General features: G+C 32.8%; 15 protein-coding genes, 1 tRNA gene and 1 pseudogene. 13 read left to right on the top strand and 4 right to left on the bottom strand.

Annotated elements, in window-relative coordinates; all coding sequences use genetic code 11:
• The first annotated feature begins 1 nt into the window (after position 1).
• The 10 genes from recR (at position 2) to A9G43_RS05135 (ending at position 7222) form a co-directional block, all read left to right on the top strand.
• Positions 2–607 (top strand): recombination mediator RecR, encoded by a 606-nt coding sequence (gene recR / locus A9G43_RS05180; RefSeq protein ID WP_065607203.1) that lies wholly within the window; start codon positions 2–4, stop codon positions 605–607.
• Between the two features lie 66 nt (positions 608–673).
• The gene (locus A9G43_RS05175) at positions 674–1492 is read left to right on the top strand and encodes a pyridoxal phosphatase (protein WP_065560889.1); all 819 of its coding nucleotides are present in this window, start codon (positions 674–676) and stop codon (positions 1490–1492) included.
• 22 nt (positions 1493–1514) lie between these two features.
• On the top strand, positions 1515–2222 hold the full coding sequence (gene truC, locus A9G43_RS05170; protein WP_065607201.1) for a tRNA pseudouridine(65) synthase TruC: 708 nt from the start codon (positions 1515–1517) through the stop codon (positions 2220–2222).
• 146 nt (positions 2223–2368) lie between these two features.
• Entirely contained in the window at positions 2369–2785 is a 417-nt protein-coding gene (locus tag A9G43_RS05165) for a DUF4878 domain-containing protein (protein WP_065607199.1), read from the top strand.
• A 120-nt stretch (positions 2786–2905) separates the two neighbouring features.
• Positions 2906–3484: a YiiX/YebB-like N1pC/P60 family cysteine hydrolase gene (locus A9G43_RS05160; RefSeq protein WP_081298032.1), complete on the top strand. Its 579-nt coding sequence runs from the start codon at positions 2906–2908 to the stop codon at positions 3482–3484.
• Positions 3485–3888: 404 nt separating this feature from the next.
• Positions 3889–3962, top strand: a tRNA-Cys gene (locus tag A9G43_RS05155).
• A gap of 447 nt (positions 3963–4409) precedes the next feature.
• Positions 4410–5312, top strand: coding sequence for an endonuclease/exonuclease/phosphatase family protein (locus tag A9G43_RS05150; RefSeq protein WP_081298031.1), 903 nt, complete (start codon positions 4410–4412; stop codon positions 5310–5312).
• A 371-nt stretch (positions 5313–5683) separates the two neighbouring features.
• Positions 5684–5953, top strand: coding sequence for a hypothetical protein (locus A9G43_RS05145; protein ID WP_065607195.1), 270 nt, complete (start codon positions 5684–5686; stop codon positions 5951–5953).
• A gap of 370 nt (positions 5954–6323) precedes the next feature.
• The gene (locus tag A9G43_RS05140; protein WP_065560105.1) at positions 6324–6530 is read left to right on the top strand and encodes a hypothetical protein; all 207 of its coding nucleotides are present in this window, start codon (positions 6324–6326) and stop codon (positions 6528–6530) included.
• Positions 6531–6790: 260 nt separating this feature from the next.
• Positions 6791–7222 carry a hypothetical protein gene (locus A9G43_RS05135; protein ID WP_065607192.1) on the top strand — a complete coding sequence of 144 codons (432 nt, stop codon included), beginning with the start codon at positions 6791–6793 and terminating at the stop codon, positions 7220–7222.
• Positions 7223–7556: 334 nt separating this feature from the next.
• Here the strand turns inward: A9G43_RS05135 and A9G43_RS05125 are convergent, their stop codons facing one another.
• Positions 7557–7742, bottom strand: coding sequence for an ABC transporter substrate-binding protein (locus A9G43_RS05125; protein ID WP_065607189.1), 186 nt, complete (start codon positions 7740–7742; stop codon positions 7557–7559).
• A gap of 460 nt (positions 7743–8202) precedes the next feature.
• On the opposite strand from A9G43_RS05125, the gene A9G43_RS05120 reads away from it, so the two are divergent.
• Together A9G43_RS05120 and A9G43_RS11285 are read left to right on the top strand one after the other, a co-directional pair.
• A complete protein-coding gene (locus A9G43_RS05120; protein WP_081298030.1) occupies positions 8203–9507 on the top strand; it encodes a DEAD/DEAH box helicase in 1305 nt (434 codons plus the stop codon).
• A gap of 32 nt (positions 9508–9539) precedes the next feature.
• A pseudogene (locus A9G43_RS11285) lies at positions 9540–9873 on the top strand (YggL family protein).
• Between the two features lie 83 nt (positions 9874–9956).
• On the opposite strand, the gene A9G43_RS05115 reads toward A9G43_RS11285, so the two are convergent.
• The 3 genes from A9G43_RS05115 to A9G43_RS05105 form a co-directional block, all read right to left on the bottom strand.
• A complete protein-coding gene (locus A9G43_RS05115) occupies positions 9957–10214 on the bottom strand; it encodes a Txe/YoeB family addiction module toxin (RefSeq protein WP_065607187.1) in 258 nt (85 codons plus the stop codon).
• Entirely contained in the window at positions 10207–10461 is a 255-nt protein-coding gene (locus tag A9G43_RS05110; protein ID WP_065607185.1) for a type II toxin-antitoxin system prevent-host-death family antitoxin, read from the bottom strand. Before A9G43_RS05110 ends, A9G43_RS05115 begins: the two co-directional genes overlap by 8 nt.
• 178 nt (positions 10462–10639) lie before the next feature.
• Positions 10640–12232, bottom strand: coding sequence for an ABC-F family ATPase (locus A9G43_RS05105; RefSeq protein WP_065607183.1), 1593 nt, complete (start codon positions 12230–12232; stop codon positions 10640–10642).
• A 668-nt stretch (positions 12233–12900) separates the two neighbouring features.
• Here A9G43_RS05105 and A9G43_RS05100 point away from each other — a divergent pair.
• A partial coding sequence (locus A9G43_RS05100) for a transposase (protein WP_141674028.1) occupies positions 12901–13056 on the top strand: 156 nt, incomplete at its 3' end.

Genomic DNA, 13056 nt, shown 5'->3' with positions numbered 1-13056 from the left:
CATGCAAATAAGCCCATTATTAGAATCACTTATGGAAGCATTGCGTTGTTTACCTGGCGTTGGTCCAAAATCGGCGCAACGAATGGCCTTTCATTTATTACAACGAAATCGACAAGGTGGCATTAAATTAGCTCATGAGCTACATGAAGCAATGATAAATATCGGCCATTGCAAGGAATGCCGAACTTTTACCGAACAAGAAATCTGTACTATTTGTGCAAATGCTCGTCGTCAAAGTAGTGAGCAGCTTTGTGTGGTTGAAACTCCAGCAGATATAGTAGCCATTGAACAAACTGGGCAGTATAGTGGTCGCTATTTTGTATTATTAGGGCATTTATCACCTTTAGATGGTATTGGACCTAGTGATATAGGTCTTGATTTATTGAAAAAAAAGCTATCTTCAGAGTCGATTAGCGAAGTTATTTTAGCCACTAATCCCACCGTCGAAGGTGATGCAACAGCTAATTATATTGCGCAAATGTGTGCAGAGTTTAATGTAACAACAACAAGAATAGCTCATGGTGTTCCAGTTGGTGGTGAACTCGAAATGGTAGATGGTACCACCTTATCGCATTCGTTTGTTGGTCGTCAAAAAATAGAATTATAATTTTATTGAACTTTTAGTACTTAGTCAGTCTTTATAGCTAAGATCAGAAATGAAAAGAGGTATTATATGAAGTATAAAGCCGTAGCCTTTGATATGGATGGTACGTTGTTAGCCGGCAATCGTTTAATTTTACCAGAAACAATAGCGGCCATTGAAAAAATTACAGCTAAAGGTGTGAAAGTTATTTTAGTTTCAGGGCGGCATCATTCTGTAATTTATCCTTATTACTATCAGCTCAAATTATCAACCCCGGCAATTTGTTGTAATGGATCTTATCTCTATGATTTTGAGAAACAAAATGCTTTTGCCGCTAAACCAATGACGAAAGATCAGGCTCGAATGCTACTAAATCTTGTCAATCAATATGGTATTCATACATTAATTTATACTGATAAAATGATGACTTATGAATTGTTAGATGATCATCTAGAAAGCTTTTTTAAGTGGGTTAAATCATTGCCTGAGTTTTTACAACCTGAAATTAAAAAAGTAGATGATTTTGAAAAAGTTATTGAGCAATCTGACGCTATTTTTAAATTTGCAACAAGTAGTCATAATATACCTGCTTTACAACAATTTTCAAATGCAGTTGATTCCTTAGGTATGTTTTCGTGTGAATGGTCTTGGTCAAATCGAGCAGATGTAGCAGTTAAAGGAAATACCAAAGGAAATGGATTAACTCACTGGGCAGAGTACGAAAATATTGATTTAAGCGAAATAGTCGCTTTTGGTGACAGTTATAATGACATAAGTATGTTATCTATTGCTGGATTAGGGATTGCGATGGGTAATGCTGATGATGAAGTGAAAGCCAAAGCGAATTATGCCATTGGTGATAATAACGGCCCTAGTATAGCTAAAGAGCTTGAAGAACTCTTTTTATAATTGATATTTTAATAAATATTCTATGTTTGAAATTCTTTATCAAGATGATGACTTAATTGCCATTAACAAACCATCTGGTTGGCTTGTGCATCGCAGTTGGTTAGATAAAACTGAAACAGTTGTTGTGATGCAAACATTGCGTGATCAAATCGGTCAACATGTCTTCCCTATACATAGGCTAGATAGACCAACCTCTGGTGTTTTGTTGTTTGCCCTTTCTAGTGATGTAGCAAGAATTATGTCAGAAGAATTTGCAAAAAAACAAATTGAAAAAACGTATCATGCGATTGTGCGCGGTTATGTTGAGGGGGAAGCGGTGATTGATTACCCGTTAGTTGAAGAATTAGATAAAATTGCAGATAAATTTACTAATAAGAATAAACCAGCACAAGATGCCGTTACATTTTACAAATCTATCAGCAAAATTGAAGTTCCGATTAAGGTTGGCAAATTTGAAACAGCAAGGTATAGTTTTGTTGAATTAAAACCACAAACCGGTCGTAAACATCAACTACGTCGCCATATGAAACATATTTTCCATCCAATATTGGGGGATAGCAAACATGGTGATTTACATCAAAATCGTGCATTTGCAACTTATTTTAATATCAAACGATTGATGTTACACGCAAGCAAACTTGAAATCAAACATCCAACCCAACATAATCCAATGATTATTGAAGCTAAATTAGAGCAAAGTTGGCAAGATATCCTTTTAAATTTTAAATAGTAGTTATTATTCCATATTACTTTGCAATTATTTGATTATATAGTATTATTTTGTCGCTTTCTGTGATTCTTTCTGTGGATTCAATTTAGGAGCATAATTCTAACATTTTAATATTAAACATAAATAATACTAGGAACGGAAATAAAATGAAATTAGTAATAAAGTTTTTAAGCATTTTCTTATTAGCACTTATGGTAACAGCATGCTCGAATGATGATTCTCCTGAAAAAGTATCAGAAAAATTTATCACAGCAATCTATAAAGGTGATACAGATACAGTTATGAGTCTAATTAATTTTCCTAAAGATAGTGATAACACAGATATGGATATGAGAATGTTTGTTAAGAGTAAAATGCAAGAAGCGTTAGTGCGTGGGAAAAAATTCACTGATGATCATGGCGGACTTGATAAAGTTGAATCTGCACCAGCAGAATATACCAATGATGAAAAAACTATGGCTAAAGTGAAAACTACCGTATTTTTTAAAGATAATACTAAAAAAGAGGAAAAAAATATATCAGTAATCAAAGCTGATGGTAAATGGTTAATTAACCTTAAATAAAATAGTTATATTATAACTATTTTGTTCTCAAAAATTATAAAAGGGTAAATATTATTTGCCCTTTTTAATTAAGAATGAATTTTGATGAAGTATTGCAGATTTTTTCTTATTATTTTTATTATGCTAGTAAATTTAGTTTTTGCTAGCGAGCCTGTTTATTTTTCAAATTCAACAGCTAAATTGCCTTATTTAATTAAAGTAGGAGATTGGATCTTTAGAAAAGGCGTTCAAACCGATAGCCTTATTGTCAATCAATTAGGTGGTGGAGATTTTTCACATATTGGTATGATTATATCAATCAATCCAGAAATTAGAATTATTCATGCTACGACTAGCGATGATGAGGACCATCCTAACCAAGTTATTGTATCAACTCTAGCAGAGTTTATAACGCCTGAACTAGCCGAAACATATGCTATAGCAAGACCTAATTTTATATCTAATGAGCAACAACAACAAATTGTTAATGATCTTTTAACAAAGCAAGGTGAAGCTTTCATATTAGCCCCCCGTGAAGAACCACATCTTTATTGTACAACTTTACTTTTTGATTCCATCATCAAATTTCAACCTGATTTTAATGTTAATTGGCAGTCAATTAATTTTCCATTTCTAAGTGGTGTTTATTTATTTCCAAATGCATTCGCTAATTATCCAGATATTACCTGGATCTATAAATATCCCGAAACATCAGAATAATATTGTACAATTTGCTCTAGCATAAAATAAAATTTAACCACATATTTTGTGTGATCTTTTTGGGGAATATGCTGTTTACTCATGCCGAGGTTATGATTTAAATATTGCGCTATAATCCGTTAGTAGGTTATAAAATTTTTCAATTTATCGTTTGATACTTTACTAGTTCAGAAATATCAAATTAAGACTTAATAGTATTATGTTGTAGGTAGAGCAATTCTCAATAGTATTGATAGTTATACTTTTCATATAAACTCTGCATTAAGCTCAAAAATTTGTGAACAAAAATTTGATTTTTAAAATTTAGTTAAAAATAAAGTGACTGCTGTAATTATAATCTATTTAATCTTGACGATTAGTCAAGCCAGTGATACTATTTGCAGCCTATTCAGATAGACCTCCAAGGCGCGTTGGCAGAGTGGCCATGCTGCGGATTGCAAATCCGTCTACCTCGGTTCGACTCCGGGACGCGCCTCCATTAAAATCAATGACTTACCTAACAATTTCTTAAATTGATAATATTAAGTGCGCTAAGATAGTAGTGGTTTTTATTTTTAAACTTATATCAGAAGTTTAATACCATAACTAACAGTTTCATAACGTTCTTTTTTACTGCTTCAAAGGATAAACAGCTTCAATTACGCTTTCCTTAACACTTTGTAAATATTCTGCCATTTTGCCAAATCATGATGGTTATTTTTGTTTTATTGATATTGGTGACACTCATATAACTTACTTATGATAAGGTGTTAATTTTGTTTTTTATTAGTTTTGAATAAGCTATAAACTCAAATTACCATATATGAATATAACTATTAAACAAATTAATTTATTGACACATATCACAAAAATCATAAAAAAGATTTGTTTTGTTTTTGGTCAAGATGATACTGATTAATAATATCAATCGAGAAAGGACGAGCAAATGAACAAATCAAAGTCAAAACTTATTGCATTTATGAGTAGTATTATCCTCTGTAGCTCATCAGTTTTTGCTTCTATTGAGGATGTAAAAGAATTAAAAATGATTAGCTATAATGTATACAATGGCATGAAGTTAGATAAATCAGATGGTAAACATAAATTTATTGAATGGGCAAAAATACAAGATGCCGATATAATTGCGTGGCAAGAGATGAACTTTTTTACTCGTGATAAACTAGAAAAATTTGCCGCAAGTTATGGTCATAAATATGCCGTACTATTAAAAGAATCACCTGATGATCCTGCATCTTTCCCTGTGGCTATCACATCTAAATATCCAATAGTTAATGTAAATAAAGTGGTAGATAATTTATGGCATGGAGTATTATATGCTGATATTGGTAACTATCATTTTGTTGTAACCCACATGAATCCGTTTTGGACAGCTAAAAGAATAGACGAAATGAATCTTATCATTGATTCAATAAAATATAGCCGTGATCCTAAAGGCAAATGGATTATAGCTGGGGATCTAAACTCTTTCTCACCAGCAGACAAACCAGCTTATGATAAAAGTAATTTACTTAACGATATAAAAGAAAAGGAAAAGCAAAGACCAATTCTCGAAAATCTAGTTAATGGTCAACTCAATTATACTGTCCAACAAAACCTTATTGATGCAGGATTTATTGATGTATTAAAAATCAAAAACAAACAATTTATTGCTACCGCACCAACAAAAGTTTTTTATGATCAATCATCAACGCCTTTACGTTATGATTATATTTATGTTTCTCCTTTACTTGAAAAAAATGTAGTTAATGTGAAAGTGATAAAAGATGAATTTACCGATAACTATTCAGATCATTATCCGGTACAGATGATAATCAAAAATAATCAATAAACTAAAAGAGTCAAAATTGTTACAAAAATCAAAAAAACGTGTCGCAACTACACGATTTTAATAAAACTATAAAAATCAATGCACTAATTTTATCTTATAAATTGTTATTTATGATAAAGATCGCAATTTAAAAAGTAAATCTCCCTCTATTTTGTATATATAAAAGGAGAGTTTTATGAAAAAGAATATTTTTGTATTGAGTTTAATTGGGATGTTTATACTGTTTTCATATATTAGTGCAGCAACAGAATCTACTGATTTAGTCGAAATATAATATTACAGCTGACCCAATAAAGTTTATGAAAAAAGTGAACAACCTCAAATAACCATAGCTAGCTTTAATATCGCTCGCGGACTAAGGAAACACAACTTTGAACTTAATTTGGTTGCCAAAGCAATTAAAGCAAGGTGGAGCAAATATAGTTACGCTGGAGAAAGTTGATCAAAACACGATACGTAGTGATACTTTGGATCAAGTAATTATTGCCGAAAAATCGGGAATGTATTATGTTTTTGGTAAAGCAGTCGAAATAAAAGGGAGGGTAATTACGGTAATGCGATTTTATCCAAATATCCAATCGAGAAAACCAAAGTATTTCTGCTACATTCAGGTGATTTTGAAAAAAGAGCACTCATGCTAATAATAGAATTTTTATCGATAAACTAATAAATTAAAAATAGATTATGTAAAATAATCAATTAGTACAAAGCTATTTTTAACTCAACAACATAGATAATTATAGTAACTGATAAATAAAAAATTTCAGTTGTTTATTAGAATAAAAAACAAAATCAACTAATATATAAAAATTGAACGTATACTATAAAAATTATTAGCTTCACTAAAAAATAAAATTAATGTTCTATCTGAGATTTTTTCATATCACTTAAAACGATTCGCTTATTGAACAATTTTTAAAAACTACACTTGCTTTTTTCTCAATTCAGAGCTTAGATATAACAGTGATAAGCATTGGATTTGTCACTAATTTAATTTAGGAGGTACTTATAATGGTACAAAAATTTGCTCCATACGGTAGTGATGTTTCATCTGGCACTTATAAGTGCGCTGACTGTAGCTATATTTATTCAAACCAAAGTAAGAAATCGTTACCTCCTTGCCCTGATTATAATAAAAAGCCACATAGCAAAAATGGCTGGTATATTATGTCTGGACAGGGTGATTCAGTTAAGGATCCTCATCCAAATAAAAAGTAATATTAGTCCGTTAATACTATTAAAAGGTAACCAATATGGTTACCTTTTTAGATTACATCGATTTATAACGATCTTTTTTATTGCAAGTTATATGTGTGACAACGTCACAATTAAATTTAAATATCAATTTTTCCATATAGTTATACTTATTTTATGAACTGTTTATTTTGATGGTAAGTTGTTTGATTTGTTTTTCATTTAGATGTTTTTTATAATAAAATCAATATGACTATTTAAGTCTAAATTTAAGGATTATTGAAGTGAAAAAACTAATGAAATTGGTAGTGCTATTTTCTGCTTTTTTTATGATTTCGAGCGCATATAGTACCGATTTACCACCGTCAGCAAACATAACCAAAGCCTTTGCCGATAGTGCCAAAAGGTCGATATTAGGTGAAGGTGGTGAATTTCCGGTTCAAATGGATGCGGGTTATGAAATAACTAACATTTTTAGTAACCCTAATAGTATCGTTTTTGAATATAACATGCCGACCGATAGCCAAAGCGTGTCAATAGAAGATATTACAGAAGATATAAGGCTTGGGCTTAATGCTCAATTTTGTAATAATCAAGACGTGATTGAAGTGTTACGTGCTTATGATATTCGGTTTTTATTTCGTTTTCAATTCAATGATGAGCGTAACGTGCCAGCAACGTTATCAATAGATGAAATTTGTGAAGAACAAAATTAAATAGGTTAAATTTATCGCTATTGTTGACACTTTATTTTGAGATTATTATACATAACACCCCAATAGTTAGGATTTGCGTTAAAAACAGCATACTGATCTTTTTTATGATCACCTAAAACATAAAGGCCTGTGCTAATATAAGATTTAACGCCATTTTTTATTTCACCATCGATCATTGAATTCGGTGAAATAAAGCGCATGGGTCTGGTTACTGTAATTTAATCAAAAACGGGGAGTAAGGCTCTGACAGATTAACTTGAAGAGTATAATTATCTACCGCTTTGAATTCAGTAATTAAACGTACCATTTCAAGCCATGTATGGCGCACTTTATTTTACAGGATGACATCCCAGTTTAATTTTGCACTTTGAGCATCAAATTTAGCACCATAACTAAAGGTAACATCTTTTCTCAGTTTAAACATATTGGCTTTTTCTTGGTTTGTAATAGTCCAGCTTTTAGCAAGCCAAGGAGAAAATGTGCTATCTTGATTATAATGAACAAGCGACCCATAGAGCATATTTTGAGCCTACATTTCACTCCCATAAAGGTGTGGATTCAAATCGCAAATATCTCGGAAGTTTACAAAAGTGATATTATCTTTTGCAAAACAGTTAAAGCTAAAAATCGATAAAAGTTAGACAATTAATAGCTTTTTAATGTGGCTAACGTTTAAAGACATGTTTAATCCAGTAAATTATTATTAAAAAGTAAAATATTAACATAATCATTATATGATAATAAATATCATTTATATTTTTGATGGATAAACACAATTAAAATCAATACTATTTTTTATAACATAGTTATATATTAAAGGTGGTCCGATAATTTTAAATAAAGATTTGTGTAATATTTTAAAATTTAAATTAGCATACATAATAGTCGGTAAGTAAATTTGCTAAATAATCAGACAAATATTATTGAATTGCTTTATAATGCATATGAATAATTTTTTTCGTTTATTTAGGATACATTTCATGTCATTTGACTCTCTTGGTTTAGATGCCAAGATTTTAAAAGCAATTCAAGAACAAAACTATACCGATCCAACTCCCATTCAACAACAAGCCATACCTGTAATTTTATCTGGTAAAGACGTTATGGCGAGTGCACAAACAGGAACAGGTAAAACGGCAGGCTTTGGTTTACCAATATTACAAAAGCTTATTGAACAGCAAACAAAAAAAGCTAATAATCCAAAACCTAAAAAAGGCAAACGTCCTTTATATGCCTTGATTTTAGCCCCAACGCGCGAACTGGCTGCGCAAATAGGCGAAAATATTCGCGATTATAGTCGTTATTTGCCCACTCGTTCATTAGTAGTTTTTGGTGGGGTGAGTATTAATCCACAAATGATGAAGTTACGCGGTGGTGTTGACGTTTTGATTGCAACACCAGGGCGGTTGCTTGATTTAGTACAACAAAATGCGGTGGATCTTGCTACTGTTAAAATGTTGGTGTTGGATGAAGCCGATCGTATGTTAGACATGGGCTTTATTCATGATATTCGCCGTGTGATCGCTAAGTTACCTAAAAAACGCCAAAATTTAATGTTTTCAGCGACTTTTTCAAGCGAAATAAAAGCCTTAGCCGAAACAATTTTACATTCACCAAAATTGATTGAGGTTGCTAAAACCAATAGTGCTTCAGAGCAGATCACGCAATATGTGCATCGGGTTGATAAACGTCGTAAGCGTGAGTTACTTTCTTATTTAATTGGTAAAAATCAGTGGCAACAAGTGCTAATATTTACTCGTACTAAATACGGTGCTAATCATTTGGCAGATCAATTAACCAAAGATGGCATTAAGGCTGCTGCAATTCATGGTAATAAAAGCCAGGGTGCTCGTACTAAAGCGTTAGCGGATTTTAAAACAGGGCAAATTAGGGCGTTAGTGGCAACCGATATTGCTGCTCGTGGGCTTGATATTGAGTTATTGCCTTATGTTGTTAATTATGAATTACCACAAGTTGCTGAAGATTATGTACATCGTATTGGTCGAACAGGACGTGCGCAAAATCAAGGACAAGCTATTTCATTAGTTTGTGTTGATGAACTTCCACAACTAAAAGCGATTGAAAAGTTGATTAAAAGGTCAATTCCTGAACTAACAACACAAGGATTTGAAGTCGATCCTAAAATAAAACCAGAGCCTGTTAAAAAATCGTCAGCAAGACGAACCGCGCCAAAAAGAGCAAGCTCAACAACAAATCGATCGTCGCAACCAAAGCAAAATAGTGTAAAATCCGCTAACAGACAGCATTATACTAGAAATAAATAAACGAATATTTAATAGAAAAGAAGGAAATGATTATGGTTAATCGTAGTAGACGTTTACGAAAAAATTACACATCGACGAGTTAAAGAATTAGGTTTTACTGTTAGTTGGTCTTTTGACGAAAGTACAACTGAAGAAACCTTAGATAATATTGTTGATCAATTTATTCTTGAAGCTATTCAACCAAATGGTTTAGCTTATGAGGGGAGTGGTTATTTAAATTGGAAAGGGACTATTTGCACCCAAAAACTAGGCAATTGTACCGAAGAGCATCGTGACATTGTCACAAAGCGGCTTGAAAGTCACGGCTTAAAAAATGTCAAAACCAGTCCACTTATCGATATTTGGAGGGATGAGTTAGAGTTTTAATTTGCTAAGTAATTAATTGAAATAAGTTAGTCACTGATTTGGCTATTTTTTGGCTGATTAGATTGATAAGGTGAGAAATATCATTATTCATAATGATAACGGCAAGAGAGTATAATAATACAGTTATTTTCAATTTTATAAATTAACCTGTGTTCTCCACTAATTCTTCGCGACCAATAACCTGATAAATTAAATTTTAGCGCCTCTGGCTTACCTAGACCTGAAAACGGAGTCCTGCTGATATCTTTAATAAGTTCATTGATGCGTTTAATCACTTTTTTATCTATTTTTTGCCAATAAAAGTAGTCATGCCACGATTCATCTGAAAATAACTTATTCATCTTGTAGATCACGTTCCTGTAGTTGGCCGTTGTTAATTTGCTCTAATGAACGTAATAAATGTTTTGTATTGGCTGGTGGACGGTACAAGCGGGCGGTTTCTTCTAAAGATGTAAATTCATCATATGACATTAAAATGCAGTTATTGCCATTTTGGCGTGTAATAATTGTTGGCATTCGGTCGTTAACAACTTCATCCATTGTTGATGCTAGATTTGCCCTTGCGGCTGAATAGCTAACGTGTCTCATAATATTCCCCATTGGAATGTAATTACTGAGAGTCATTGTACAATTAAGTTGTACAATGGCAATTGAGGTGTGATTCATTTTACTGAATATTATTTAAAAATGGGGAAAACTCATCTTAACACAATGTAAGAAAATAATAGCCACATTGGTATTTGTGGCTATTTTTAGTAATGGCTAATTATTCAATCCCTTGGCTACGTAAGTAATCTTCATAATTACCTGTATAGTCAATCACTTTTTCAGGTGTGATTTCAATAATTCGTGTTGCCAACGAACTAACAAATTCACGATCGTGTGAAACAAAAAATAGCGTGCCTTGATAAAGCTCTAATGCCATATTGAGTGATTCAATGGATTCCATATCTAAATGGTTAGTAGGCTCGTCCATAACAATAATGTTAGGACGTTGCATCATCAATTTACCAAATAACATACGTCCTTTTTCACCACCAGATAGGACTTTAACTTGCTTTTTAATATCATCTTGTGAAAATAACAATCGACCTAAAACACTACGTACGGCTTGCTCGTCATCGGTTGGCTGCTTCCATTGGCTCATCCAGTCAAATACAGTTAAGTCGCCTTCAAATTCGTATTCGTGATCTTGTGCATAATAACCAATATTGGCATTTTCAGACCATTTTATATCGCCCTGTTCGGGAGTAAGCTCGCCCATCAGTGTTTTTATTAATGTAGTTTTACCAATACCGTTAGTCCCTAAAATAGCGACTTTTTCGCCCACTTCGACCATTAGGTTTAAGTTTTTAAATAGTGGACCATTATCAAAACCTTTGGTCAGGTTTTCAACAACAAGCGCATTACGGAATAGTTTTTTATCTTGTTCAAAACGAATAAATGGATTTTGGCGACTAGAGGCTTTGACTTCTTCAAGTTTAATTTTTTCAATTTGTTTTGCGCGCGAAGTTGCTTGTTTTGATTTAGACGCATTGGCACTAAATCGACTAACAAAAGATTGTAGCTCACTGATTTGTGCTTTCTTTTTGGCATTGTCAGCTAATAAACGCTCTCTCGCTTGCGTTGATGCTGTCATATAATCATCATAGTTACCAGGGTAGATGCGAAGCTCACCATAATCCATGTCTGCCATATGGGTACAGACCATATTCAAAAAATGGCGGTCATGCGAAATAATAATCATGGTGCTTTCGCGTTGATTTAAGGTGTCTTCAAGCCAACGGATAGTATCGATATCCAAGTTATTGGTCGGTTCGTCAAGCAATAAAATATCGGGATTTGAGAATAAGGCTTGGGCTAATAATACTCGTAATTTCCAGCCTGGTGCGATTTCGCTCATTAATCCATAATGTTGCTCAATTGGAATACCAACACCTAATAATAATTCACCCGCACGAGCTTCAGCGCTATAACCATCCATTTCGGCATATTGGGTTTCCAAATCAGCAACTTTAAAGCCGTCTTCTTCACTCATTTCGGGAAGTGAATAGATGCGATCACGTTCTTGCTTGATCTGCCATAATTCGGTATGTCCCATAATTACGGTATCAAGTACGGTAAACTCTTCAAACGCAAATTGGTCTTGGCGTAATTTACCTAATCGTTCATGCGGATCTAAAGCAACATTACCAGATGTTGGCACTAAATCACCACCAATAATCTTCATAAAAGTTGATTTACCGCTACCATTGGCACCAATTAAACCATAACGATTGCCATTACCGAATTTAACCGAGATATTTTCAAATAATGGCTTACTTCCAAATTGCATTGTGATGTTATTTGTACTTAACACTAGAATTTACTCTCTTTAACATGCGTTTCACTCATAAGTAATAATTAGCCTTTGAGTGAAGTCGCGGAAATATGAATTGGCGCATATTATGCCATAATTAATTACTTTTGAGGATCCCGATTTATATACTGACGTTGATAGCAAAATAACTCATAGTTAAATTCCAATGAATTTACAGGCTATTGAGTTCTTTATTCTCATAGAGGTAAAGATTTTTGATAATCATTTGATTGATGAGAGCTTAACAGAATTTGGTATTAAAAGTTCATTAAATCGCAAAGGCTGTCCCTATGATAACGCAATTGCAAAGCATATTTAAAGCAGTGAAAACAGAGTTAGTGTCGAATACTATCAATGCCATCAACGTTTACCAACGCAATCACACCCAACGAAACAGCACTATAGTTAGTCACACATAGGGGAATAAGCAAGGGCACAAAGGCATTCACACTCAAACAATCGATGTACTACCCAAACTCAAATGTAAAAAAAGTGCACTAAACTCATAAATATGGAATAGAAAAAATAGTATTAATGAAGAATAAAATTAATAAAAACAGCAACATAAAATAAAACAAAGGATGGGGAGACTTTTTGTAACTCTCCCCTAAAATAATACAGCAAAAAAGTAGAAAATTCTCTATGATAAAAGTAAAGAGGATTTAAACATGAAAAAAATGACTGAACATCAAATCGTCGCTATTTTAAAAGAAGCTGAAGCGGGTATTCCGGTTAAAGAACTCTGTCGTAAATATGGCATGGGTAATTCAACTTTCTATAAATGGCGGGAAAAATACGGCGGAATGGAAACTTCGGATATCAAA

The sequence above is a fragment of the Gilliamella sp. Occ3-1 genome, from assembly GCF_001690655.1.
GTDB classification, from domain to species: Bacteria; Pseudomonadota; Gammaproteobacteria; order Enterobacterales; family Orbaceae; genus Gilliamella; species Gilliamella apicola_P.
The sequence above is the reverse complement of the archived record's forward strand: the minus strand, read 5'-3'. Positions and strand labels throughout refer to the sequence as shown.

Coding starts and splice junctions, on each gene's coding strand:
- recR (WP_065607203.1), top strand. CDS start 2: ATGCAAATAAGCCCATTATTAGAATCACTTATGGAAGCATTGCGTTGT.
- A9G43_RS05175 (WP_065560889.1), top strand. CDS start 674: ATGAAGTATAAAGCCGTAGCCTTTGATATGGATGGTACGTTGTTAGCC.
- truC (WP_065607201.1), top strand. CDS start 1,515: ATGTTTGAAATTCTTTATCAAGATGATGACTTAATTGCCATTAACAAA.
- A9G43_RS05165 (WP_065607199.1), top strand. CDS start 2,369: ATGAAATTAGTAATAAAGTTTTTAAGCATTTTCTTATTAGCACTTATG.
- A9G43_RS05160 (WP_081298032.1), top strand. CDS start 2,906: ATGCTAGTAAATTTAGTTTTTGCTAGCGAGCCTGTTTATTTTTCAAAT.
- A9G43_RS05150 (WP_081298031.1), top strand. CDS start 4,410: ATGAACAAATCAAAGTCAAAACTTATTGCATTTATGAGTAGTATTATC.
- A9G43_RS05140 (WP_065560105.1), top strand. CDS start 6,324: ATGGTACAAAAATTTGCTCCATACGGTAGTGATGTTTCATCTGGCACT.
- A9G43_RS05125 (WP_065607189.1), bottom strand. CDS start 7,742: ATGCTCTATGGGTCGCTTGTTCATTATAATCAAGATAGCACATTTTCT.
- A9G43_RS05120 (WP_081298030.1), top strand. CDS start 8,203: ATGTCATTTGACTCTCTTGGTTTAGATGCCAAGATTTTAAAAGCAATT.
- A9G43_RS05115 (WP_065607187.1), bottom strand. CDS start 10,214: ATGAATAAGTTATTTTCAGATGAATCGTGGCATGACTACTTTTATTGG.
- A9G43_RS05110 (WP_065607185.1), bottom strand. CDS start 10,461: ATGAGACACGTTAGCTATTCAGCCGCAAGGGCAAATCTAGCATCAACA.